Annotated in this window: 21 protein-coding genes and 2 pseudogenes; 12 read left to right on the top strand and 11 right to left on the bottom strand. The window is 67.7% G+C overall.

What is annotated here, in order from left to right; all coding sequences use genetic code 11:
- Positions 1-13: 13 nt before the first annotated feature.
- Together ACZ56E_RS36070 and ACZ56E_RS36065 are read left to right on the top strand one after the other, a co-directional pair.
- Positions 14-449, top strand: a pseudogene (locus ACZ56E_RS36070) (2-oxoacid:ferredoxin oxidoreductase subunit beta); the annotation flags it as partial.
- Between the two features lie 139 nt (positions 450-588).
- Positions 589-1,020 carry a phosphoribosyltransferase family protein gene (locus ACZ56E_RS36065; protein WP_471220913.1) on the top strand — a complete coding sequence of 144 codons (432 nt, stop codon included), beginning with the start codon at positions 589-591 and terminating at the stop codon, positions 1,018-1,020.
- A 57-nt stretch (positions 1,021-1,077) separates the two neighbouring features.
- Here the strand turns inward: ACZ56E_RS36065 and ACZ56E_RS36060 are convergent, their stop codons facing one another.
- The 3 genes from ACZ56E_RS36060 to ACZ56E_RS36050 form a co-directional block, all read right to left on the bottom strand.
- On the bottom strand, positions 1,078-1,719 hold the full coding sequence (locus ACZ56E_RS36060) for a DUF6461 domain-containing protein (protein WP_471220911.1): 642 nt from the start codon (positions 1,717-1,719) through the stop codon (positions 1,078-1,080).
- Between the two features lie 71 nt (positions 1,720-1,790).
- A complete protein-coding gene (locus ACZ56E_RS36055; protein WP_471220909.1) occupies positions 1,791-2,792 on the bottom strand; it encodes a hypothetical protein in 1,002 nt (333 codons plus the stop codon).
- A 141-nt stretch (positions 2,793-2,933) separates the two neighbouring features.
- The gene (locus ACZ56E_RS36050; RefSeq protein ID WP_471220907.1) at positions 2,934-3,707 is read right to left on the bottom strand and encodes a hypothetical protein; all 774 of its coding nucleotides are present in this window, start codon (positions 3,705-3,707) and stop codon (positions 2,934-2,936) included.
- A gap of 390 nt (positions 3,708-4,097) precedes the next feature.
- On the opposite strand from ACZ56E_RS36050, the gene ACZ56E_RS36045 reads away from it, so the two are divergent.
- Positions 4,098-4,859, top strand: a complete 762-nt coding sequence (locus ACZ56E_RS36045; RefSeq protein ID WP_471220905.1) for a hypothetical protein — start codon at positions 4,098-4,100, stop codon at positions 4,857-4,859.
- A 232-nt stretch (positions 4,860-5,091) separates the two neighbouring features.
- Here the strand turns inward: ACZ56E_RS36045 and ACZ56E_RS36040 are convergent, their stop codons facing one another.
- Together ACZ56E_RS36040 and ACZ56E_RS36035 are read right to left on the bottom strand one after the other, a co-directional pair.
- Positions 5,092-6,063 carry a quinone oxidoreductase family protein gene (locus tag ACZ56E_RS36040; RefSeq protein WP_471220903.1) on the bottom strand — a complete coding sequence of 324 codons (972 nt, stop codon included), beginning with the start codon at positions 6,061-6,063 and terminating at the stop codon, positions 5,092-5,094.
- Between the two features lie 637 nt (positions 6,064-6,700).
- Positions 6,701-7,441: a GAF and ANTAR domain-containing protein gene (locus tag ACZ56E_RS36035; RefSeq protein WP_471220901.1), complete on the bottom strand. Its 741-nt coding sequence runs from the start codon at positions 7,439-7,441 to the stop codon at positions 6,701-6,703.
- 287 nt (positions 7,442-7,728) lie between these two features.
- Here ACZ56E_RS36035 and ACZ56E_RS36030 point away from each other — a divergent pair, with 287 nt between their 5' ends.
- The 3 genes from ACZ56E_RS36030 (at position 7,729) to ACZ56E_RS36020 (ending at position 9,956) form a co-directional block, all read left to right on the top strand.
- The gene (locus ACZ56E_RS36030; RefSeq protein WP_471220899.1) at positions 7,729-8,472 is read left to right on the top strand and encodes a GAF and ANTAR domain-containing protein; all 744 of its coding nucleotides are present in this window, start codon (positions 7,729-7,731) and stop codon (positions 8,470-8,472) included.
- Positions 8,469-9,197, top strand: coding sequence for an ANTAR domain-containing protein (locus ACZ56E_RS36025; RefSeq protein WP_471220897.1), 729 nt, complete (start codon positions 8,469-8,471; stop codon positions 9,195-9,197). The genes ACZ56E_RS36030 and ACZ56E_RS36025 overlap by 4 nt, the downstream gene beginning before the upstream one ends.
- A 75-nt stretch (positions 9,198-9,272) precedes the next feature.
- The gene (locus ACZ56E_RS36020) at positions 9,273-9,956 is read left to right on the top strand and encodes a hypothetical protein (protein WP_471220895.1); all 684 of its coding nucleotides are present in this window, start codon (positions 9,273-9,275) and stop codon (positions 9,954-9,956) included.
- Positions 9,957-10,719: 763 nt separating this feature from the next.
- On the opposite strand, the pseudogene ACZ56E_RS36015 reads toward ACZ56E_RS36020, so the two are convergent.
- From ACZ56E_RS36015 to ACZ56E_RS36005, 3 genes and pseudogenes are all read right to left on the bottom strand, one after another.
- Positions 10,720-10,996 (bottom strand): annotated as a pseudogene (locus ACZ56E_RS36015) (IS110 family transposase); the annotation flags it as partial.
- A gap of 445 nt (positions 10,997-11,441) precedes the next feature.
- On the bottom strand, positions 11,442-11,630 hold the full coding sequence (locus ACZ56E_RS36010) for a hypothetical protein (protein WP_471220893.1): 189 nt from the start codon (positions 11,628-11,630) through the stop codon (positions 11,442-11,444).
- Between the two features lie 118 nt (positions 11,631-11,748).
- Positions 11,749-16,188, bottom strand: a complete 4,440-nt coding sequence (locus ACZ56E_RS36005; protein ID WP_471220891.1) for a carbohydrate-binding protein — start codon at positions 16,186-16,188, stop codon at positions 11,749-11,751.
- A 437-nt stretch (positions 16,189-16,625) separates the two neighbouring features.
- On the opposite strand from ACZ56E_RS36005, the gene ACZ56E_RS36000 reads away from it, so the two are divergent.
- The 3 genes from ACZ56E_RS36000 to ACZ56E_RS35990 all read left to right on the top strand — a co-directional run bounded on the left by ACZ56E_RS36000 (position 16,626) and on the right by ACZ56E_RS35990 (position 19,336).
- A complete protein-coding gene (locus ACZ56E_RS36000; RefSeq protein ID WP_471220888.1) occupies positions 16,626-17,348 on the top strand; it encodes a peptidase inhibitor family I36 protein in 723 nt (240 codons plus the stop codon).
- Between the two features lie 16 nt (positions 17,349-17,364).
- A complete protein-coding gene (locus ACZ56E_RS35995; protein ID WP_471220886.1) occupies positions 17,365-17,802 on the top strand; it encodes a hypothetical protein in 438 nt (145 codons plus the stop codon).
- Between the two features lie 1,393 nt (positions 17,803-19,195).
- Entirely contained in the window at positions 19,196-19,336 is a 141-nt protein-coding gene (locus ACZ56E_RS35990) for a hypothetical protein (protein ID WP_471220884.1), read from the top strand.
- Positions 19,337-19,500: 164 nt separating this feature from the next.
- Here ACZ56E_RS35990 and ACZ56E_RS35985 read toward each other — a convergent pair whose 3' ends face one another.
- Entirely contained in the window at positions 19,501-20,295 is a 795-nt protein-coding gene (locus ACZ56E_RS35985; RefSeq protein ID WP_471220882.1) for a hypothetical protein, read from the bottom strand.
- A gap of 686 nt (positions 20,296-20,981) precedes the next feature.
- Between ACZ56E_RS35985 and ACZ56E_RS35980 the strand changes: the two genes are divergently transcribed.
- A complete protein-coding gene (locus ACZ56E_RS35980) occupies positions 20,982-21,503 on the top strand; it encodes a hypothetical protein (RefSeq protein WP_471220880.1) in 522 nt (173 codons plus the stop codon).
- Positions 21,504-21,713: 210 nt separating this feature from the next.
- Here ACZ56E_RS35980 and ACZ56E_RS35975 read toward each other — a convergent pair whose 3' ends face one another.
- Positions 21,714-22,367: a class I SAM-dependent methyltransferase gene (locus tag ACZ56E_RS35975; RefSeq protein WP_471220878.1), complete on the bottom strand. Its 654-nt coding sequence runs from the start codon at positions 22,365-22,367 to the stop codon at positions 21,714-21,716.
- Positions 22,368-22,420: 53 nt separating this feature from the next.
- Positions 22,421-22,924 (bottom strand): NUDIX domain-containing protein, encoded by a 504-nt coding sequence (locus ACZ56E_RS35970; RefSeq protein ID WP_471220876.1) that lies wholly within the window; start codon positions 22,922-22,924, stop codon positions 22,421-22,423.
- Between the two features lie 277 nt (positions 22,925-23,201).
- On the opposite strand from ACZ56E_RS35970, the gene ACZ56E_RS35965 reads away from it, so the two are divergent.
- Together ACZ56E_RS35965 and ACZ56E_RS35960 are read left to right on the top strand one after the other, a co-directional pair.
- Positions 23,202-23,468: a hypothetical protein gene (locus tag ACZ56E_RS35965; RefSeq protein ID WP_471220874.1), complete on the top strand. Its 267-nt coding sequence runs from the start codon at positions 23,202-23,204 to the stop codon at positions 23,466-23,468.
- 135 nt (positions 23,469-23,603) lie between these two features.
- Positions 23,604-24,119 (top strand): hypothetical protein, encoded by a 516-nt coding sequence (locus tag ACZ56E_RS35960; RefSeq protein WP_471220872.1) that lies wholly within the window; start codon positions 23,604-23,606, stop codon positions 24,117-24,119.
- Positions 24,120-24,166 lie beyond the last annotated feature (47 nt).

The raw sequence follows: 24,166 nt of genomic DNA, 5'->3' as shown, positions 1-24,166 counted from the left end.
CGGGGTTGCGCCCCTTATCGAGATCTACCAGAACCGCAACATCTTCAACGACGGTGCCTTCAACGCGCTGAAGGGCAAGCAGCAGGCTGAGGAGGCCGTGATCCGGCTGGAGCACGGCAAGCCGATCCGCCTCGGCGTCAACCAGGCGCCCAGGGCGTCGTGCGGGATCCGCTGACCGGTGATCTGAAGGTGGTGGCGGTGGCAGACAAGGAGGACCAGGTACTCGTCTACGACGTGCACTGCCCGTCCCCGACCACGGCGTTCGCGCTGTGCCGACTCACCGACCCAAACACTCTGCACCACACGCCGATTGGTGCCCTGCGCTCTTCCGAGCGGCCCAACTACGACACACAGATGGCCGGCCAGTTCGGCACGGCGATCGAACAACACGGCAGAGACAACCTCGCCACGCTGCTCGCGGGCGGCACACCTGGACAGTCGTCGAATGAGTCTTAGACGGTGTCCCACGGGAGACTCGCGCTCATGCCTACTACTGCACGCGACTTGACACTCGAACGCTTCCGGTGGGTCGGGGGACATGCAGATGTGTGGGCGATCCTCCGGGATGCCTAGACATTGGCTGCGGTAGTGGTTGGTCTCGTGGAACCGTTCCGGGACGAGCGGATCACGGTGGTGTGCGGGATCGAGTCACGGGGATTCCTTCTGGGTGGTGCCATAGCCGTCGAGCTTGGCGTCGGATTCGTTCCCGTCCGGAAGGGCGAGGGCCTCTTCCGCGGCGACAAAGCTGTGCGTCAGTCGTCTCCCGACTACCGACGCCTTCGTCACACGCTGCGACTCCAGCGATCCTCACTGGGCCCGGGGGACCGTGTCCTGCTGATCGACGACTGGATTGAGACCGGCAGCCAGCCCGCGGCCGTCAAGAGCATGGCCGAGAATTGTGGCTCCACCTGGATGGGATGCAGCGTCATCGTTGATCAGCTCCCCGACTCGTCGGAAAAACGCTTTGGCACCGCCCGAGGGCTGTTGACTGCGCAGGACCTTCCACCGTACGAAAGGTGATTGGCAGGCAACCCGTCGCACAGCCGACGGCATATCGCCTGCTGTTCACCATCTGCGCTACCAAGAAGTCGGGGATGAGGTCCGGGTGATGGCGACAGGCAGGCGTCCGCTCACGATGGTTTGCTGGGGGAGGGACAGTCCGAAGTGTTCGCCAATGACTGTAAGCACCCGGCGTTGTTGTTCATGTGATGACATTTCCTCGTCCATGCCGAGCATGTCGTCGATGGAGTCCTGTGGCGGGATGACTCCGTCCGCTTCGAGGGCTGAGCGCAGCAGGTCGGGCTGGACACCGGCAGGGTCGTAGCCTGCGCCCAGCTCGAAGTGCAACTGCACCTCGCCGTTGGCGTGGTAGCTGAAGAAGGAGGGCGGGTCGTCCGGGCGCGGATCGAAGATGAGGATCTCGGCGCCGTGGGAGACAGCCGGGTCCAGGGCCCATCCCTCGCTGCCTCCGCTTTCCACGATGAATGCCCAGTGGCCGGCTTGGCCGATGAGCCCCGCGCAGTAGATGTGGGCCAAGTCGACCATGGCGGATGCTTCGTGGAGGGTGGCGGCGGGTTTGACCTCCACCGGCTGGTGATCGGCGAGGCGCTCGGCCAGGGCCTGCGGGCTGAGTCCGCGGGCGCAAGTGATGTACAGGTCGCCGGCATTCATGTCCGCGGCGCGCCAAGCATCGGCGATCCACGCCAGGCTGTCAGGCATGGCCACTTCCTTGTCTTCGGGCGAAGGCGGGCTGGTGGGGCACAGCGGTTGCCGCTGTGCCCCACCAGCGTTCAGCAACTTACGGGAACCGTGCAGGTCGCGGTCAGCCGGGATGCGTCGCAGTGTGCGAACTGGGGGAAGTCCGCCCAGTAGGGGTCCTGGTCCAGCAGGCGGTACTTGGCTGAGAAGCCCTTGCTCCAGGCGCCGCCCATCGAGGTGGAGTTGATCCAGCCGGACATGGCCGAGCGGCCGCACTTCTCCTTCCAGGTCGGGGCTGCGGTGCGGACGTCGTCGTACAGGCGCCATTCGCCCTGCTTGACCCGGGTGGCGTAGGTCTGCACGCAGTCGTTGCCGGTGTCGACCTCGTTCAAGCCGCCCATGTTCTTGGGCATGCCGCCGGAGTTGTAGGTGGAGGCGTAGGCGAACTCGTCACAGGAGACTTTGTCGGTGGCGCTGATCTCGGTGACCTTGGTGGCGTCGGGGTTGCCGTAGGCGGCAGCCCAGCCGTCCGGGCAGATCACCTTGCGGTTGTCGTCGGGGTCACGCTGGTGCTGGTTCTTGTCCTTGGCGGGCAGGAAGAACAGCGGCTTGTTGGCGGCCTTGCTGCCGGGGTGACTGGGCAACTTGGCCTGGATCAGCCAGGCGTGTGCGACGGCCGGCGGGGCCTTGTCGAAGTTCATCACCCATGTCGGGATGTACTTGTGAAAGGTGCAGCCCGGGGTGGTGGCAGAGATCTTGTCGCAGCGAATCTCTGCGCCATCGGCCTGCCACCGCGTCGCTGCCGGGTTGGCCACCGGAGAGTAGGCGCTGATCTTCGTCGACAGGTCCAAGAGCTCGGAGCTGTCCGCGGCGTTCCAGGTGTGGTCAATCTTCCCGATCGCGGTGTGGGAGAGCGGGTCGAGGCCCGTCCACTCCAGGGCTCCGTCCCATGACTGCGGTCCGGTGGAGCACTTGTCGGGCATCATGCAGTCGAAGTCGACGTCGAGGGTCACCGAGCCGAATTTCTTGTCGAGCGTCACAGGCACGAGAGTGAGCTGCTGCGTGAACGTCGCGGAGTCCTGAGCCAGCTTCACTTCCTGCCCCACGGCCCAGGAGGCGTTCAGAACTTCGCCGGTGGGCCTGCCGTCCTTGACGACGATGCCTTCGTACCCGTACTTGAAGGTCGATATGCAGGCTTCATACCGCTTGATGTGTGAGTTGGTGTAGGTCTTGCACTAGTCGACCAAGTGGGGCAGATCCGCGTTTGCCCCCTTGGTGAGGGCATCGTGTGTGCTCTTGCTCGCGTCCGGAACCAGCCGCGAGCATGGCTGAATGTCCGTCTGCTTGTTGACCTTGCCGCAGTTCCAGCCGTCCGCGGCACTGCGCCCGATGGGCGGCACGGTTGGGGGGACCACCTCCATGGTGGGCTGGGGGATCTGCTGCGGCTTTTGGTAGTCGTCCTGATCCAGCACCGGGGCGTTCTTGTCCGGCTCGGGCAGCGTGATACTTACCGCCCGGCCGCGCGTGTGGAACGTCGACCAGGATGACCAGCCGGTCTCGTAGAGGGTCCCGTCGTATGCGCTGGTGCGGAAGGCGTAGGTGGTGTTCGTCTTCAGGTCGCCGTATCGGAGGGTCACCTCGGCCTTGCCGCCGGACACCACGTAGTCGGAGACGACCACGCCGAAGTCGGCGGGCTTTCCGGTATCGGGGTCGGTGAGCATCACCTGGTCTTTGGGCTTACCGCTCGCGTCGGTGGTGTAGACCTGGAACGTCAGGTTCGCGGTGTCGTCATCGGCATCGGTGACGGTGTTGCTCAGCGTGACGTTGGTGCGGTTTACCTGCCAGACACCGGTGGAGTCCTTGGTGCCTGGGCCGGCCTTCAGGTTCTTTCCCGAGTCGGGCCGGTGGTTGTTGGCAGCTGCGGCCAGCTTCTCCGGGCCGGCCGCGGGTCGTGAGGACGGCGCATAGTCCCAGTCGGGGGTGCGGCCACCGCTGTCCGCGACGGCCACGTTCCCGGCTCCTAAGAGCAGGATCGAGCAGGTGCCGAGAGCGAGCCGTGCCAGGATGCGACTTCTTGCAGGTGGTCTTCCAGGCAAGAGAAAAATCCCCTCTAACCCCGCCTGTTTGTTTCTTTCTGGGCAGGGCTGATCGGATGTGTTTTGTCGCGCTGGAACGTTCTATGGGCGCTTCTCCCACAGGAGCAAGAACACCAACTGGGACACACCCCTTGAACCACCTGTATCGGACGTGATGATGGACACGGTTGCGCACAGACGGATCACAACCCTGTGAGGGCCCTGTGAACGAAGTCGGTTACGCACAGGCCTAGTTGAGTGGCCGACAGCCGACAGCGTTGCGGACTGTCTCCGAGGGGCTGATCCCTCAACAATCAGGGGCAGGTGCCTGAGGGTGGCGTCGAAGCAGATCCACCTCGAGGCCCTTGCTCAGGGGCGCAACGTGATCGGCGCGATAGGAAGCTGGCCTGCCAGACCACCGACCAGACCCGCCCGCCCAAACGCACGGAACTGCGGTCGCTGACCGAGCTGCGCGAGCGCTGGAGACGCTCCGCGATCCGGGCGTACGGCGCCGACTTCGTCGACCAACTCGTCGTGCGGGCGCGGGTGCAGCCGGTGGTCGACACCGTGCTGGCGGCCGTCGATGTCGTCGCCGTGGTGTACGTGATCCACGGCGCCTTCAAACGCCACCACCTGCTCGCCCCCGCCACTACCTTTCCTACGCCCTGCGCGGCCGCCCCCCATCAGCCGGGCCTGGACGAACAGATCGTGCAGACGGTCATCGACCACTTCACCCGCCCGGCGAGCCAACGGATGATGACCGCCGACCTGCGCGCCCTCTACCCACGCGACACCGAGGACCAGGCCGTGCGGCGCCCGCTGACCGCAAGCGCACCGGCCCCGCCGTACGAGCGGGTCCGCCTCGCCGCCGACGCCCTGGGCACCTGGTGGGCCCACGCGGTACGCCGCGCGGAGCGCCTGGGCTCCCATACCCGGCCGCGCACCGTCGCCGTGCCCGCCCGGGCCCGCTCCAGGTGTTCGTCGCGCATGGTCTCCAGGGTGGCGCGGGTGTCTCCGCGGACGTCGGGGGCGGGGATGACGTTCTCGACGAAGCGGATGATGCTGCGGGCGGTGCCCAGCACGTAGTGGGACGCGCGTCCAGTCCCGCAATGCGGACAGCAAGAGTGCCACTGACGGAATGGGTTTGCCCAGGTGACGAAACGCGATCGACGGTCGGCCGGGCATCTCGGCTCTGCCTGCGCTCGCACCGCAGCTGGCTCCCGTTAGGGGTCATCTCCCGGGATCGCGGACACAGTTGGCGGGATCGACGTCTGGCGGAAGCCACGTTCCTGCAGGTCAGTCAATTCCGCCGGTTGCCCTAGGGGATGACGAGCAGCTTGCCGGTGGTGCGCCGAGCCTCCAGATCGCGGTGAGCTCGGGCGGCCTCGGCGAGCGGGTAGCGGGCTGTCACGGTGGTCTCAAGCGTCTTGGTGCGCACCAATTCCAGCACGTCGGCGGCGCGCCGGAGCAGCTCGGACCGATCGGCGATGAAGTCCCCGAGGCTTGGCCGGATCAGGGTCAGCGAACCGCCCTGGGCGAGCCGGATGGGGTCGAAGGGAGGCACTGCACCACTCGCGGCGCCGAAGAGCACCAGGTGGCCGCGGGGTCGCAGGCTGGCGAGGCTTGCATCGAAGGTGTCCCTGCCGACGCCGTCGAAGACGACAGGCAGGCCCTGGCCGCCATGGAGCCGCTTCACCTCGGCCGCGAGATCGTCCACTGCAGAGTAGAGGATCACCTCGGCGGCCCCGGCTTGCCGCGCCAGCTGGGCCTTCTCCGGTGTCGAGGTCGTGCCGATCACTGTGCCGCCGAGATGGGTGATGAGCTGGGTCAGCACAAGCCCCATACCGCCGGCGGCAGCGTGCACGAGCACTGTGTCGCCTGGCTGGACCGGGTAGGCGTCCTTGACGAGGTAGTGCGCCGTCATGCCCTGCAGCAGCACCGCGGCGGCGGCCTCGAAGTCGACGCCGTCGGGCAAAGGCACGAGCCGGGAGGAGTCCACGACGGCCTGCTCGGCATAGGTGCCGGGAATCTCCACCCAGCCGACCCGGTCTCCCACAGCGACGTGGGTGACGCCGGGGCCAACCTCGAGGACTGTGCCCGCGCCCTCAGTGCCGGGGGTGAAGGGCAGCGGGAGGGTGTACCGGCCCTCGCGGTGGTATACGTCGAGGAAGTTGACGCCGGACGCGGCGACCTCCACGACCGCCTGGCCCGGGCCCGGCACCGGTTGATCAATGTCAACCAGGTGCAGCACCTCGGGACCGCCCACTTCGGAAACCTGAATCGCTCGCATGACCCCTCCTGAAACGGCTGACTTCCCTCCCCAACTCCGGTCGTGGCGATCCGATTCCCGCTCGCGATGAGGTGTCGTAGCCATCTCGTGCCCATGCGGGAGAAGGGCGCCACCGACGGAATGAGCCTGCCCGGGTGACGAAACGCGGCCGACGGGCGGCCGGGCATCTCGGCTCTGCCTGCGCCCACACCGCAGCAGGCTGCCGTTAGCGGTCATCACCCGGGATTGCGGACACAGTTGGCGGGATCGACGCCTGGCGGAAGCCACGTTCCTGCAGGTCAGTCAATTCCGTCGGTTGCCCCAAGATGCACCCCACTCGTCCAGGGCGAAGGAGTCCGCGTGAGACTCCCCGTCGCCCAGGACCCCCGTGACGGGGAAGACGATGTTATCGGCGAGCCGCAGCAGCAGGAAGGCCAACTATGGAGTGGCTGGCGTGCGGCCGGAAACGTAGTTCGCGCCGCCCATCTGGAGTGCCAGGAGGTAGTCGAAGCCCTGCTCCACCTGTTCAGGTATCAGCGGAGTGGGGCGAGATCAGGTACGGCATGGAGGACTCCTCAACTGGATGATCGCGGTGCGGATCACGACGACTCCCAGCACCTCGGCGGTTCACTCTGTTCAGTCCCGATGGGGCCCCTGCTCAGGGGGTCATAGGATCCGGCGGGGGAAGCTGTGGCAGGTGCAAGCCGTTGTAGACGATGGCTTTGGCAAGGTCACGCAGGTCCCTTTGGCGCGCATGGGCATGGGCACGCAGCAGTGCCAGCGCCTGGCTGGTGGTGACATTGTGGCGGTGGCTGATCATGCCGGTGGCTTGGTGGACAACGGCGTCGGCCGGGAGGAGCCAGGTGTCGGCGGGGTCGAATTCGCCGGGTACGGGAACGGTCAGGAGCAGGAGGTCGGCGGCGTGTGCATGGATGCGCACGACCCCCAAATCCTTTTGAGGCAGGGGACCGGGCCGGTCGCGGTAGACGGACAGGACCAGGCCCGGCTGAGGACCGGTTTGGTCGGGTTGGACGACAGCGGCTAGCGCGAAGGCGGCCCTAATGCCGTGCGCACGGGCCTGTTGGGCGTAGACAGGCCAGTCGACGATGCAATCCGGGTCATCGAGGTCGGGGGCAAGAACCGGCCTGCGGCGCTTGAGGGCCTCGATACACGGCCCTTCCCCCAGGTTGATCTGCAGAGCTTCGCCACGAGCGGCCAGGGGGCCCTCGGCTGCCAGGGAAACGCGCTGGGCGAGGGCGGCGTCCACCGCCAGCGTCAGACCGACCGAGCAGGTGTTCCGTAGTTCCGCCCTGCACGATCGCACGAGGCTGCTCGACGGATCGGGGTGGTCCAGATGAAGGGCGGCCAGCTCAACAGCTGCCGACCGGGCGGCTGTCACGAAGCGAGAGTGGAAGAGGCGGGATAGGGCTGTGTACCCGAAAGCGTGGACATGGCCGTGCGTCCGATCTTTGGCACTCACCGCCGACGCTGCCCTTGATCGGAAGCCAATGTCAGGATTGCCGTGCGAGACGAAACCATCTGCTCGGTTATCGGGGCAGCCTGTCTGTCCACCCTACGCTTCTGAGCCGTGCAGCGTTGGGCCTGCCCGCGACGGGATTCCGCCCACCTAGACTGGGTGTGCCGTTTAACTGGGCAGGTCTGATCAGGCAGGAAGGCGGCGGGGCTATGGCCATGGGTGATCTTGCTGCTGTGCTGGAGAGCCTGCGGCCGGTCCCCGGCAGCGGAGGGCTGGTCGGCGCGGATGTCGAGCGGTGCGCCCGGGCCCTGGGCGTCGACGGGGTGGCCGTGTCCGTGACACCTGGCAATGGGCTGAACGAACTGCTGTGGGCCACCCCCGGCGTCAGCGCACAGCTGGAGGACCTGCAGTACACGCTGGGCCAGGGGCCGGGCCCGGAGGTCGCCTCTTCGGGCGCGGCAGTCCTGGTGCCGGACCTGTCGGCCGAATCGATCACCCGATGGCCTGCCCTGCTGCCCGAGGCCCTGGCACAGGGAATCGGCGCGGTTTTCTGTCTGCCGCTGCAGCTCGGCGGGGCCTGCCTGGGCACCATGACCCTGCAGCGGGCGAGGGTCGGCCCGCTGGAGGGGGCGCTGCTGGCCGATGCGCGGATCATCACGCACGCGCTGACCGCCGCGCTGGTCAAGGACGAGCATTCATGGGAGGCATTCGCCGCCGCGGAGGACAGCTCGTACTTCTATCGCGCCGCCGTGCACCAGGCCGCCGGAATGATCAGCGCGCAGGCGGGCGTGTCCGTGGCCGAGGCTCTGATCCGGTTGCGTGCGTACGCCTTCCAGCTGGAGCGGCCGTTGCCGGAGGTCGCCGAAGACGTAGTGGCCCGGCGAGTGCACTTTCGCGATGATGATGGAGACGAGCCGGATGCTTTGGCCGGCGGAGGGACTGAAGGGCCATGACTCGAGAAGAACGCCTGCTGGCGGCCGTCATCGACGCGGTCGACACGCTCGTCGACGACTTCGACCTGATCGACTTCCTGCACACCCTGTGTGATCGCTGCGCCGAGCTGCTCGACGTGCCGGCCGTGGGAGTCATGCTCGAAGACCCTGGCGGCAAACTCCAGCTGATCGCCGCCTCCGACGAGCACACCCGCCTGCTGGAACTCTTCGCTCTCCAGCACGACGAGGGCCCGTGCGTGGAATGCCACCGCAGCGGTACGGTCCGGCTCAACATCGACCTCACCTCACCGGTCGGGACAAGCCCCTTCCCTCTCTTCGCATCCCGGGCCCGTGAGACCGGTTTCGTCGTCACTCACGCGCTGCCGATGCGGCTGCGCGATACGGTCATCGGCGCGCTGAACCTCTTCGACAGCCGTCCGCAAAACCTGTCGGCCGCCGACGCGCGGGTCGCCCAGGCGCTGGCGGACGTGGCGACCATCGCCATCCTGCAGCACCGCACCGTCGCCCACGCCAACCAGCAACGCGCCCAGATGCAGGCGGCTCTGACCAGCCGCATCGTCATCGAACAGGCCAAGGGCATCCTTGCCGAACGCTGGAACACCGGCGTCGACGAGGCTTTCGACGCACTGCGCCGCCACGCCCGCTCCCACCGGCTCGGCCTGACCGAGGTCTGTCGCCACCTCATCGACGGGCAACTCGACACCAACGCCGTAGACCGCCCCTGACCTGACCCTTCCTCCAAGCCGGCGAGGTCTCCAGACCGCCCAGTCTCCGGCCCGCTATTTCTGGTAAGGCACCCCATGGATGACGACCATGCCGCCGCTTGGCGCCAGATCGCTGCCTCCGAAGGTGAGATCACCCTCGCCACCGCCGCCCGGGCGGGCGCGGCCGACCTGGAGGTCAACAGTATGGGCGTGAGCCTGATCGTTGCCGGTGAACTGCGCATCATGGGCCACGCCACCGACGAGCACGCCCGGCTGTTGGAGGACGCTCAGCTCACCACCGGAGAAGGGCCCTGCACCGACGCCTACGTACAGCGCACCCTGGTCGAAGAAGCCGACCTGCACCAGGCGTTCGACCGCTGGCCGGCGTTCACCCAGGCCGCCGCAGGCCAACGCGTGCGCTCCGTGACGGCGCTGCCCCTGACCATCGGCCACCTGACCATCGGCGCCGTGGACTTCTACCGCACCGCACCCGGCCTCCTCACCACCCGGAACAAATCCCGGGCCGGCGCCTACGCCCGCATCCTCGCCCTGCTCGCCTTCGACGAACATCCTCATCTGCTGACCGCCGAGCACCGCCCCACCCGGCCCGGCCCACAGGGATACCCGCCCAGCGTCCATCTAGCCGTCGGCATCCTCGCCGAGACGTATCGACTGCCACCGGATGACGCCCTGGCCCGTCTGCGCGCTCACGCCTTCAGTCACGGTCAGCCTCTCCACCAGACCGTGGACCACGTCTTGGCCCATCACGCCCTCGACTGACCCCAGTGCCAATACGAGAGGTGACGCCCCTACCCAATGCGCCGTACGGCCACGTCCACGTGTGTGGGGACAGCGGCGGCCGGTGCCCCTCCGTATGGCGCACTCCCTCCAGGCCGCCGGAGGCAGGGAGACCCGGCCTTGAAGTGGCCCGAGAGACGGGCCGGACCCTTCGGCGTCTACCGCGGGAATTGAGGAGCGAGTCCGGCGCTGAGCATGCACCGCAGTCGCGGTCCACTACAGAATTGTTCGCCTCAACAGGCTTATAATCTAAGGGTAGTTCTACGAGATCCTAGTGCCCGAGCGTGAGCTTGAACCACCCACGTTGGGCCCAGAGCGAGGGATCAGGGCACCACCCTCATCAGGACACATCCCACGTGCGGCCCCGGCCCATCGCACGCCGAGGCATGTAGCAAGTGAGCGAGCTGCGGCCGCCGCCGGTCGCTCGAAAACGGCAGTGGCCGCACAGGGCAGAGGGCAACGGCTCCGCCGTCTTCCCTCACGCCAGCGTCCTCACAGGCCAGAGGCTGCGGGAGTGCCCCCGGCCTAAGAGGGCGCACAGGCCGGGACTGCGTTCGCTGCGGGGCGCGGTCCCGGCCGCTTGAGGTCTTGTCTCACTGGCAGCCCAGGGATTGGGGGCTGAAGGCAGGACGCCCGTCTAGCGGAAGGCTAAGCCCACAGCACCGCGACGGTAACGCGAAAACCAGCCCAACCACCCCTCCTCGACGGAACTGTCTGATGGCAACTGCTCAAGAGCGGCCCCGGTGGCGGTGGATGCGTGATGGACGGCCAGGCCGGTCAGATAGATGACCGGCTGATCGTGGCTGATCAGTAATTCGATCAGCAGGGCGGCCTCGCCGTGATTGATGTCCACTGCCCACGGGACGTCCTCGGACAACGCGAGGACGTCGCCCATGAGCTCCAGCAAAGCTGCCTCGTCGTTCAGTACCCGCCGCGACAGCAGGCGTTCACTGCGCTCGTCGAGGACCACGCAATGATGATGTTCCTTGCCGATGTCCAATCCGGGCCCAGATTTCGGGCACGGCCACCTTCGCCAGCTCGTCGTTGGTTCTTCATCCTCAGACGACCTCGCCGACGTTGTCCTACCCAGCGATCGAGTCGCATCTCCCAATCAGCGGTCGAGCCGTCGCGGGGCTCCGGGCGGCCAAGTCTTTGAAGCCATGAGGTGGCGACAACTACTGAGCCATACCCGGAGCCCCTGGGCCTCACCGATCCTACGAATGACCGGCCCCGGCCCGCTCCTGAAACGTAGGACAACTACTCAAGGAGCACGGGGTCGGCGACCGAGACGGTCATCTCCACGCCCGGCAGCTGGAAGCGCGTGACGGGCCCGTACTTTTGGTGAAGCCACAGCTGGTAGGTGTGCAGGCCCCCGGCCTCCGCGATGGCACCACCCCGCCGTCCGCCCTCGGTTCGGGTCCAGGGATGCGCATGCCGTGCTCCCTCTGTGCGTGATGCGGCAGATGCCTACGACGCGGCTCCCTTGGCGTCCATCACGCCGCCGATGACCAGCAGGATGACGGGGAAGACGATCAGCAGGAAAGCCATGGTCCAGCCCATCTTCGCCGTTGTCTTGATCGCGACCTTCCTGCAGAGCAGGGCCACGGGCACCAGGTAGAGGAACGCGGCGAAGAAGGCCAAGTACAGAAAGCCCATGAGGATTTCTCCCTAGATGTGCGGAGGGGGGACGGGCCGGCCGGTGCGGGCCCGGTCCGTCTCCCCTCTTCGTGCATCGGATCAGTCGGTGGTCATGTGCTCACTCACCCACTCCGGGTCACCGGGTGAGGTTTTCGGTGAACTTGTTCGCCGGCTCGTCACAGTGCACCACACTGCCGGGACGGTTCCCCGGCCCGTCCCCGAGGAACGGAACGGGGGCGTCCACGCCCCACGGATTGCCGCCGCTGCCCCGGTGGTAGGCGGAGCAAGAGGCGTAGGCGTTGCCGTTCGGCGCGGTGGCGGGGAAGTTGGAGAAGTTCCGCCAGTCGCCGCCGCTGATGCGGTGGTTCGACTTCCGGCCGAGGTTGTCGGTCAGCCGGTCGTCCACGTACAGATAGAGGTCCGGCATGTACGACTGGAAGACGATGCCGTCGGACGGGTTGGCGTCCTTGTTCTTCTGCAGGTGAGTCGGCTTCACGGAGCCGTCGGCGCAGAAGGCCGCGGCGATGTCCTGCCAGATCGGCGGGGCGTTGCCGATCATGGAGCCGAACATGTTGTTGTTCCACTTCCCGGTGTTCTTGAAGAACATCGAGTAGACGTCCCCGGCGAACCGCCGCACGGTGTGGTTGGTCTCCAGGTCGTTGTTGACCTGGTCCACCCACGCCTTGACGTTGTCGTTGACGGACTTGTGGCCGATCATCGCCCGGTAGCCATGCACACCGCCGCCGACCCCGCGGAAGTCGACGCACTGCTTGGCGTCGTCCAGACGTGCGCCGCGGAAGTGCGGGAAGTACGCCTGACCAGGGGTGTCACCGTCCTTGTAGGGGTGGGACGTGTGGACGTTGCCGTACTCGAGCGCGTCCTGCGTGGTGTAGTCGATGTCCGGCGCCGGGATGCCGTAGTCCGCCTCGATCGCCTGCATGATGTCCGTGACGAAGTGCGGCAGGTGGGCGTTGCCGACGCGGGCGCGGTAGTCGGACCCCACGCTGCCGTCGACGATCTTCCCGTCCTCGCCGACCACGAACGTCACGTTCACATCAGACTTGATCTTGTAGCTGTTCGGGTCCGCGTATGCCTTGGACGCGGGGGCGGCCGGGTCGGGCCGCTCGTTGGACATGGCCATCCAGCGCGGGATGGAGTGCGCGGGGGCGGAGCCGTCGGCGCGGGGCTTCCAGCCGCCCGCCTTGATCTCCTTGGCCCACTTGTCGGCCGCGTCCCACGTTTTCTGGCCCGTGCACTCGCCGACGGCCTTCGCCGAAGGGCAGCGCGCCTTGGAGGACATGCCGACGGCGTCGGCGCCCTCCGGGTTGTTCCACAGGGGACCTTGGTCGGCGAGGCCGAGACCCCAGTCGTAGAGCGCCTTCATCGACTGCACCGGCGAGTTGATCTCGGTCGACACCGGCCAGTTGGAGTTCAGCTCCTGGTTCGGGTCGAAGATCGCCGCGGCGGTCAGCGAGCGGTGCACGAACTTGCCCTTGATCGGCTTGAACGCCACGGAGTTCCAGGCGACGTCGTGGTCCGCGGTGCCCGTCTTCGTGTAGTTCGTGAGCTTCACCTTCGGCGTGCCCGTGAACTTGTAGGCGCCCAGCGGCACCCACTTGCCGTTGTTCGCGTTCTGGTCGACGACCCGCTCGTAGGGGCCGCCGGACGCGCCGCTGACGACGTACGTCGCGTGCCGGGTCTGCGCCCCGGTGTCGGGGACGTAGGCGTAGACGGCGGCGAGGTCGTACTTCTTGCCCGCCGTCCACTCGCCCTCGATCGTCATCCGGTTGCCGTCGCCGCCGAGGTTGTCCTCGTTACGGGTGTGGGTGTACCAGAAGTGGCCGCCGTGGCCGCCGCCGATGGAGTGCAGATCGGCCTTCGCCTCGTAGTGCTTGTCCCAGTCAGGATGGAAGGTGAACTGGAACGAGCCCGTCGAGGACGCCTTGCCGCAAGTGGACCAGGTCGGCGTTCCGCTGGGTACGGAGGTGACGACGTCGGAGCCCGCGGGGGCGCCCCCGCATACCGGGTCGCCGTTCTTCAGCCGGTAGCCGCGGCCCGGCTCGGAGCGCAGCGTGACGTACTTGATGCTCTCGTGCCCGCACGTCTGGTCGCAGTCGGGCTTCCACACCGCCTTCTCCTGCGTCCACCAGAACTGCCGGTAGCAGGCCTCGTCCGGGCAGTCGACCGGGTTGGTCGGGTCGCAGTTGTTCTTCTTGTTGCAGAACGTGTCCAGCGGCGGGCTGACGCGGGAGCGGTCGGCGATGCTCGCCCACCACGCGGGACGGAACCCGGCGGTGTTGAAGCCGGACTCGCCCTTCCAGTCCTGCTTGCCGTCCGTGCCGTAGGAGAAGCCGGTGTCGATGGACCAGGCGGACCAGCCCATCACTTTCTCCTCGTACGGCCAGTCCTGTGGGTGCGCCGCGTCACGGATGTTGTTCGCGTTGAGGCTGACATCCATGAACGGGTGGTCCCAGGCACCCTTCTTGTACATGGGGTTGGCCGGGTTGTTGTACCAGCCGAGGCCCCAGTGTCCGCCGTTCTTGCCCGACTCCGACTTGGGGTTGAAGCCGAGGTTGTAGTTCCAGGCGGCGGTGAACCAGTTCTCCATGCGGGACGGATCGTCGTTGTTGACCGTGATCTTCTGCCCGTCCTTGTGCACCTCGTTCCACTTGTCGGCGAGGATCTTCATGGAGGCGGCGATGTTGGTCGCGTAGTCGACCGCGATGACCTTCTGCAGCTTCGGGTCGAGGCTCGTCTCGTCCTTCTTTTCGTGACCCTTCAGGCGCATGCCGTCGGTGACCTGGCCGACGCCGTAACCGCAGTCGGACTTGTCCCAGTTGATGCGCCAGTAGCCGAGGAGCGTGTCCTTCGCCTTGTGGCCGTAGTAGCCGTCCACGGCGGCCAGCGGATTGCCCATCTGGCCGGGGATCGCGCCGGACTCGGCCTGCCACAGGTTGGACTCCTGCGCCAGGATGCCGAGGAGCACGCTCGCCGGGATCCGGCCGCCCCCGTTCAGCTTCGGCAGTGGGAACAGGCCCTGCGGGTCGATCGTGCCGAGCCCCGCCTGGCCCCGGTAGTCGCCCTGACGGATCCACTTGGCGCGCAGCTCACCGCGTACGGCCATGTCCACCGCCCACTCCACCTGGTTCGGCGTCGGCTGCAACGCCTGGGCGCTCATGTCGTTGCGCGAGACGGAGCACCAGCGGTCGGTGTCGACGGGATCGTGCGAGACGGGCGCGGACGCGGCCGCGGTCTTGACGGCCGAGGCGCGGGTCAGCGTGCGCGGCTTGCTGTCGCCGGTCAGGGCGGGCGAGAGACCCGCGGTGGTGCGCGGCTGCGCCGACTCGACCCGCTGCTCGACCTTCTCGCCGGTGGTCGTCGCGGTCGACGTCACGGTGATGGTGGTCTCGTCGTTCGCGGTGCCCGGGGCCTGGCCGGAGCGCGAACGCACGCCCGCCTCGGGCTCGTTCGCCTTGTCGAAGCCCTTGCCCGCGCCCTTGATGCGGGTCAGGCCGGCGCGGACGCCGGGGGTGAGGACGGGCTCGACGGCGAGCCGGCCGTGCGAGGAGAGGTCGGTGTCGGCGGGCGCGTCGACCCGGGTGACCCCGCTGTCCCGCAGTCGCACGTCCTTGGCCTCGCCGGTCAGGAAGGTGCGGCCCCGTGCGCCGGGTTCGAGTCCGAGGTCGCCGAGGCGGCCGGTGGCGATCGTGCGGGGCTCGCCGTGTCCGTCGTACACCTTCGCCTGCGCCGTCTTCGTGCCCTTGCGGTCCACGAAGCCGACGCGGTCGCCGCCCATGGGGCGGATGTCGAAGGGGACGCTGTCGCCCTCGGTGACCTTGCGGATCCTGCCCTTGCCGTCGACGCGGACGAGGTCGCGGCCAAGACCGGCGACCACACCGTCCTTCACGGGCGCCGCCGACGACACCTGGCCGCGCAGCTCACCGGTCTTGGCGATGGTCTTGCCCGCCGTGTCCACCGTGATCACCTGCGTCTTCACCTGCGACACGTCGTTCATGTCGCGGTACTGGGTGAAGGCCGCGGTGTGCGTGGTGGTGTTACAGGTGGGGTCGAAGTAGGCGAGGGTGCCGGTGAACGGCAGCTTCGTCACGTCCCCCGTCCTCGTGTTCACGATCGCGGTGAACGCGCCGCCCTGCATCAGGTCCGGCTTGTTGGTGAACGCGCGCGGCGCGTACACGGCGGCGACATGGGAGTCGTCCATGACGCACTGGTTGCCGATCCACGAATCGGCGGGCATTCCGGGCTCGTTGAGGACGGCGGCGGTCTTCCACGCGTACGCCTCGTCCGACGCTGCGGCGAGGATGCGCAGCCCCTCGGAGTCGGCGGCGGCGGTGACGGCCCGGTCCTTCGAGGTCTCCCAGTCCTTGCCGAGCTTCTCGTCGGGGTCGGCGACGGCACCCGAACCGGGCCCGTCTCCGGCCGACTTCGGCTGGGAGGCGACGGTCGTGCCGTCGGGCGCGGCGTGGGCCGTGCCGGTCTGGATCAGCCCGGCCAGGACCGCGGCGGCCGCGAGGCCCGCGATCCCGGCGCGTGCCGGTCTCCGTATGTGCGATGTCAACTCATGCTCTTTCTCTCACAGTTGGCGCATGGCAAAGCAGCACCGATGGTGTGATACGGGTCTTCTCCCGTGATGTCGGTGCGTTGCCGGTCAAGCTGTGAGGTGTGGGGGAAATGGGATTGATCATCGTAAGGCGTAGATAAGGGCGGCCGTAAACCGGGTGCCACAACCGACATATGAGGACTCGTCACCACGTGACGCCACGTCACGACGTGCTTGACCGTGCCGTGAGTCGATCTTGATAGGGCTGTTATCCCTCGCCGTGCAACCATGCTTAACGCCACAGATGGGGCGGGTGGAACTTGTCGGCTTTAAGCGGATTCATCCGCTAGATCGGTGCACACTCCATGCAATACGTTCCTTGATCGGATCCGCGCTCCGGAGAACCCGGAGCTCCGTGGGTCCGCTCGAACATGACGTCTTTCTGGGGAACACCCGTGCACATCAGCACCCGCACCACCATGGCCGCCGCCACCCTCGCCCTCGCGACCGCAGGCATCACCGCCGCTCCGGCCTTCGCCGACAGCTCCCTCCCCGAGGTACCCGGCGCCGTCTCCGGCACCGCGACCGCCGAAGAGGAGGCGCAGGTCCACCAGGAGGTGGAGAACGCGCCGAAGGTCGAGATGTACTACCACGGCGAGGAGATCGACTCCCGGTCCGACGACCTCGGCGGCGCGCAGGTCTGCGCCGAGGTCTCGCAGGACGGCACGATGGAGTGCTTCGATGACCAGGCCGAGGCCGACGCCTACCTCGCCGAGCACGCGCCGACTCCGCAGGCGCGCGAGGGCGCGGCCGCCCAGAGCGCCCCGAAGGCGGCGCCGGCCGCCACCGCCCTGCGCAGCAGCTGGCTGGACTGCCCCAAGAGCTGGGTGTGTCTGTGGCAGGACGCGGACTTCAAGGGTCGTCGACTGCAGTGGCCGACGTACGACACCGCGAAGACCCGCCACCTGGACCAGTACAGCCCGAGCTTCCGGGACAAGGCGTCCTCCGCGTACGTCAACCGCCCGCAGCGCGGTGTGGAGCTGTACGACTTCCGCACCGGCATGCCCGACCCGCACCTCTTCCTCGGGGCCGGATACACCCGGTACCCGAACTTCAAGAAGATTTCCTACGCTTACGGTGGTAACTGGAACGACAAGGCCGACGCGATCAAGTTCTGAGAGGGAGGAGCGCGTGATGCGCCCACGGCTGATCCGATCCGCGGCGCTCGCCCTCGGCGCGTGCGTCGCCATCGGCCTCACGAGTGGCTGCGAGTGGACCGACACGACGGCCCAGGGCACCGCCACCGAGCAGGAGACCCTGCCGCCCGACGCCGACAAGAAGCAGTCGAGGAAGAACGCCGACGACTTCCGCGCGTGGGTCGAGACACACGGCACCCAGGAGCAGAAGAAGGCGGCGTCCCGCGTACGGCGCGTCATCGGCGACTGGGACGACAGAACCGGCAACGCCTACATCTCCACCGACATCAACGGTGGGACGACGCCGGTCAAGGAGCCCATGGCCACCGCACGCGCGCTCGCCGCGGCCTTCGACGACTGGCAGGACTCCAAGGAGGGCTACGTCTCGGTGTACGACGTCTTCGGCAACGCCCTCGTCACCAACGAGGAGTTCTGAGCCGAGAAGTTCTGAGCTGATGCGGAGTCGGGGCACGGCGCGCCCAGTGCGCCGCGCCCCGGACCGTACGAGGTGTCAGTCCTGGTGGACGATGGCGGTGGACTTGCCCGTTCGGTGTGCAGCCGGGGCACCTTGCGCAGCGGGCCGACCTGGGGAAAGACCACGGGCGGCGGCGGCCCACGGCCGACCGGCGTGACAACGAGCGGCGGCTACAGGGCGGGCGGTGAGCTCGACGAAGAGCCGCCCACACCACGGGTGCAAGCGGCCGAGGGACGGCGCGAAACCGCGGAGCAGCACGCGGTGACGGACAGGCGGCCCAACGGGGGGCCTCGCGGAGCTCAAGCACACTGGGCGGCCGCGCCTGCACGAGCACGGCAGCGGACCGACGGGCACAGGCGCGGCGGAAGCGGACCGCCGAAGTGGCAGCCAGCGACGGGCAGGAGCAGCGGCAGCACGCGGCGACATCGCCGGCGGGCAGCTGCGGCACTGGGGCCCCACGCTGCCACTGGGTGGGCGAAGGCGGCGTCCCCCAGCCCAACTCCCGACGCCAGCCCACTGCTTCGCTCCACACCACCAAGTCCCTCTTCCTTCGTGGACGCCGTCGGCGGGCTGCCACGCCGCCCCGCCCCGCCCCGTGCCGAGGCGCGCCAGCCGGGCCTGCAAGGCCGCCGGGCGGCACCGCTCTTGCGATCCGTGTGCGGGCAGCGCGACGGTAGTAGACACGGCCGCGGACTGTGACCCGGGATGGTTTGCGTCGCGGCTGCCTACGCCACCTGCCGTCGTGGTCTCGAGGCGTGGGGCGTATCCCGTGTCGTCGGGACCTGGCCCGGAGCGGTTCCAGAAAGTGTCAGGAGTCCGGCACGAAACCTCATAGGGCCGCGCGCCCAGGTGTGACAGGAGGGGACGCGTTGCTGCTGGTGGTCTTGCACCGTCAGTACGCTGCACGTTTTCCGGGCGCGTTCCTGTACGGATTGGGCGCGGAACCCTGGGCGAAATGCACACGCAATCTTGCAGGGAAGCTGCCTCTGAGCTGCGGAGATGCCCGCTGGTCTCGTCCGGCCGGGGGCTGCCAGTGTGCTTGCCGGGCGTAACTCGGCGCCCATGAGCAAGGGGGAGATGTGGACGCCATCATTGCGGCCGTCATCAGTGCCATGGGCGGCATCATCGCCACACGGGGTAGGGGCTCAGGGGAGGATGCGCCGAGGTGAGGTGATGTGGAATGGAAACTCGCGGGCCGCGTCACGGAGTAACTGCAGCGGACCGACGACAGGGTGCAGCGGACGGGGGAAAGCCCGCCGAATGGCCTCGCAGGCCGGGACCGGCAGGGAGCAGCGGCAGTTGCAGGCGGCCGGGTCGGCAGCACGGCGCCAGCCAGGACGAGCAGGCACTAGCAATGACCACGCGCACGACCGGGACCACGGGCGCGGCGCGAGCCGAGCGTCCCGGGGGGGGCGAGCAGCACGTCCTGCGCGGCCGCGTGCGCGAAGGACTGCACGTCGCTCCCGCCCACCAGGTGTGGGTGGCGCGTTCGTGAGAATCTGCCCCGTCTCGCTGCGTACGCTGCGGGCATCGAGGTGTTTCGAGGAAGAGCTGCGGATGGCTGAGAAGGAGCCGGTTGTGCCCGAGCAGAAGGCCACCGGCTGGCTCTCGCGCCTGCGCCGCCGAGCCGGGGCACGCAGTCGGCGGTTCAGACGTCCTTTAACTGGGGTCGGTTCCCAGTGTTCGGCGCGCGGCAGTGACCAACGCGTCCCACGCCTCTGTGTACCGGTCCCCGGCCTCCATGAGGACAAGGGTCTGGTCCTCATCGGGTCGGTAGGCGAGCAAGTGGCGCTGTTCGGGGGTTAGTGCGCGGACACCTTCCAAGGCCCTCGTGGCTTCGACACGCCAGCGTGCGAGGTCCTCGTGGGTCGTGTCGTCGACCGGATGAGGGGCGGACGACGTCGTGACGGCGAGATGTGCTCGACCGGCTGGTGAACCGTGGCCCTGCGTTGTGGCGAGGTCGCGCAGGACTGTATGGGCGTTGATGAGGTCCCTGCCCCTGATGGATTGCTCGACGTGGGAAAACGTGCATTTTCTTAGGTCGTAGACAAGGGGGCGCATCTCGGCGGGTGCGCCGAGTTCGGCCTCGGCGTATGCGTAGAGGAAGGTGTGCCGCCGTTCCTCGACGTCGGCTTCAAGAGTCGGTCCGTCCGCAGTGATCAGACTTCCGGCGACACGGGCATCCGCGCTCAGAGCGTAGAGCCGATTCGCGCTCTCGTGGAGGGCGGCGGCCGCGCGGAGGTACTCGGCGAGGATCGCCCAACGGCGTTCGACCATCGCTTGACGCGCCGTGGCCGTAACGGTGGTGGTGGCCGCGTCGCGTGCAGCTTGGGCCTGGTCGTGTCCGCCGCGGGCTTGGATGCGAGCGCCGAGCACCGTGCCGGCGAAGGTTCCGACGATAGTGCCACCCACACCGATCGCACCGATCAGCGCGACGGTTATGTCGTTGTCCACCCGCTCAACTTCTCATGCGTATACCGGGTTTCGCCACGTCCGCCGGGTCCTTCCAGGACTGAGGCTCGTGGCGACGGCCGCGGGCACGGACTTGTCGTGGAGGAACATGAGGCCGCCCATGACGAGACCGATGAGGACGGCCGCTAGGAACACCACGGCGGCGTGCACTGACAGCAGCGGGGCCTCTGACGATGTCCCCGCGCCGGCCGGGCCGGACGGTTCGGGTCGGGTGGGTATGGGGGAGCGCGGGCGCGGGTCCCGAGATATCGGGAGTCTGACGGGCCGAATGCCGGTAAGGGAGTCGAAGGCGTTGTGCCTATTCGTGCCTTCCTGGTGCGGTTCGCGGCCAGTCCGGATCACGAGCTGGCGCCCGCGTTCCGGTGTCGGGGGTGAGCCTGCTGCTCCCTCAGTTGGTGCGCGGCGCGGTGACAGCGTGGGCCGGGGTCCGGATCCATTTCTCTCGGTGTGACGTGCGGGCTCAGGGAGCCAAGCCGTGGCGCTCAGTGAGCCGGAGTATGGCCACGACCCTGCCGAGGGTCGTCGCCTCGTCGCCGGGGATCGGCTGGTAACGCGGAGTTGTTGGGCTGCTTGCGCTTCGGCTTCGCCGCCGCAGGGGCTCGTCGTCACCACCCGCAGCTGCCAGGCCCTTGGTACGCTACCGCCCCGCCGCGACCGGAGGTCATCCAGTGTTACCTGCACGGGTATTCGCCGTTGCCCCGCTGGTGGTTGTCGCCCTGTCCGGCTGCTCTTCCCTGGGCTGCACCGACACGATGGCGGAGCGTGGTAAGGCTGGTGTCAGGGTGCAGGTCGTGGACACGGATGGGAAGCCTCTCGGCGTCACCGTCGCGGTCGTTGACTGGCGCCCTGAACCCCACCCGCAGGTGCCCTCCGACGGTGACCAGGTCCACTTCCGCTTCCGCTTCGACGGCACCAATGAATATTCCGATCCCGCGGTGGACGCCTGCGCGGTCGACAAGGAGCGTGTGGCGTTGGGGTGTCAGACGGTTTCCTCGTCCCAGGCGTTCGGTCCGGCGGACGATCCCCTCACGGGCGACGACTGGCTCGACGTCGAGCACCCTGAGCAGGTTGACGCAGTGCTGTTGATTCCCAATGACCAGTCCTACGACCCGCGCACCTGCGAAGTGGACAGCAAGGACGGTGGCGGGATGCATCCCCCGGAAGCACCCAGCAGGGGAGACCAACTGTAGGGAGGCCAAGGCGGTTGAGCGCGGGGCACGAGCCTGCCGGTGCTGCGCCCCGGGACGGTCTTGGACGGTGAGGCGGTCGTGTGGGTTCAGGCCCCACGCCGCCCCGACCTACGAGTTCCCTCCGGCGATACACGACATCTGTCGGGAGATTCGCACCGTGCTTGTTATCTAGGGTGCGGATTGGGCGTCACGCATGTTGACCGAACCAACTCAAGAGTTCTCGCAGGTCAGTCTCCACGGGCGGCGGGCCAGCAAGTGTGTGTCGAGGAAGCCGCGCTCGGTCGCTGGGTCGTGGAGCAACCGAGCCATCGTGACGAGCCCAGCCTCGGCCAGCAACTCGGCAAACCGCTCCGCCGGCCAGCTATAGGCAGGCGCCACCTTGTGATCGAAGCGGACCGGCTCCGGCCCTTCGGTGCCGAAGAAAGACACCAGGAGCAGACCCCCTGGTGCCAGAACACGCACCTGCTCAGCGAGTACCGAGGGCAGTTCTTCAGGTGGGGTATGGATCATCGAGTAGTGGGCCAGCACTCCACCGAGCGCGCCGTCCTCGACCGGCAAGGCCTCCATTCGTGCTTCGTCGAACCGCAGCGTCGGCTGGGCCCGCCGAGCGTGGTCGACCATGGCCGGGGAGAGGTCGATCCCGAAGGCATCCAGCCCCAAGTCGTGCAGCATGGCCGTCAGATGACCGGGTCCGCACCCGACGTCGGCTACCCGCAAGTTCTGCGTGTCACGCACGAGCTCGGCGAAGGTGCCGATCATGTTCCGAGCGAACGGCCGCGTCTCCAACCGACTAGTGAACATCGACGCATAGAGCTCGACGACCCCGTCGTAGGCCGTCCTGGTCTCATCCTGGTGTTCTAACACGGGCAGGAAGCTACACCCCGCCGTTCACCGCCCAGGCCGCGAGGCAGGATAGGTCAGGACTGCGTGGTCCGGAACCCGAGATACCGGCTGAAGGCTTCGTGGCTGTCGGGGGTGAAGCGCCACTCGATCAGGGCCGACCGCAGCTCAGGCTCGGTTAGCCAGCCATGCCAGGCGACCTCATCAGGATCCGCGGCCACGGTGTCAGGCACCAGAGCTTCGTGCACGCCGAGCCAGTGAGGGCTCAAACCGCTGCGGTTGATGAACGTGGACAGCAAGCGCGGCAGTACACGAATCCCCAGCTCTGCGGTCAGCTCCCGCGCGGCGGCCTGTTCGTAGGACTCACCGACATCCACGGCGCCACCGACCACGACTTCGTGGAGCCCGGGGAAGCGCAACAGCTGCTCCGACCGCCGGTGAACGAGCACCCGACCACGCTCATCACGACACACTGTCACGGCGACCCGGTGCAGCCATCCCTCCCGGATGCCCTGACGGCGGCTGACCACCACCCCCAGCACACGATCTTGATCGTCGACACGCTCCACCAGTTCGTCCACGACGCACACCCTGGCAGAGCCCACCGGCAACGCCGCTTCCCGGCGACCCGCGGAACCGGACCAAGAGCACCTGCGTAAGGAAGCCGGACGAGAATGACGACAGTTGTCCTGCGAATAGGACACCTCAGGCTGATCCACACCGCCCCACGCACTCTGCGCCCGTCGTCTTCGGCGCCGGCGCCGAAGATCGGAGTGCTGGGCGGGATGATCGGCCCCCAACACACACCACTGAACTTGACTTGGTGCAGAGAGGGCCAAGCTCCGGCACGCGGAAACGGTGGACGCGGACGTCATCGGCTACGTCGGGCCCGCCACCCGCCCGCACCGCGCGGCCGTACGGCTGCCGGACGGGCGCCGGGTGCTGTCACGCGCCCTGACCGCGCCGCTCGCCGCGGCGGTCGCCCGCTCCATCGCCGCGGCCGGGCCCGGGCAGCGCGCCCACACCGACGACGGCGAGCGGTACACCACCACCCAGGGCCCGGTCGTGGAGGTAGAGGCCGGCACCACCCGGTACGCCACCGTCTCGGTCACACGCATCCGCTGACCGACGACAGCGGGGCCGGACAGAATCACCCTGTCCGGCCCTACTGCTGGTTCCCGGTTGCTCACCGGCTGAGGCGGATGCGCGGGCCCTCACACGAACTCCAGGTCGTCCAGAGTCTGCGGTACACCTGACGGCATGAAGCTGAAAGACCTCAGCCCCCTGATGAAGCGCCGCCGAACCGGCGGTCTCAGCTACGGCTACGACCGCTTCCGCATCGACCCGGCCGTGGCCCCGCTTCAGTGGCCAGACGACGTCCTGGAACAGTTCCTCTACGACTTCGGCGACAACGACCACTTCGTAACCGACTACGGCAGCATCGACCTGCGCGAGATCACCTGGCGGCTCGAGACGATCCCGGCCGCGGACTTCCACGGGATGCCGACCGGAGCCTCCGACGACGGCTGCATCGAGGAGTACGCCAAGAACCCGGTGCACTGGGTCGACGTCCGCCCCCGCGAAGTCGGCCTGCACTGGGAAGAGCACGGGACGTGGCTACGCCCGCCGCTCCTGATCGACCGGTGCTTCCTGGACCCGTCGGGCAGCGGGCTGCAGGTCGTGGAGGGCCGAACCCGCGTCGGCGTCCTGCGCGGCCGCGTGCGCGAAGGACTGCACGTCGCTCCCGCCCACCAGGTGTGGGTGGCGCGTCCGTGAGAATCTGCCCCGTCTCACTGCGTACGCTGCGGGCATCGAGGTGTTTC

Source organism: Streptomyces sp. NPDC039480 (genome assembly GCF_055597165.1).
Note: the sequence above shows the minus strand (reverse complement) of the source record. Positions and strands in the feature narration are given on the sequence as shown.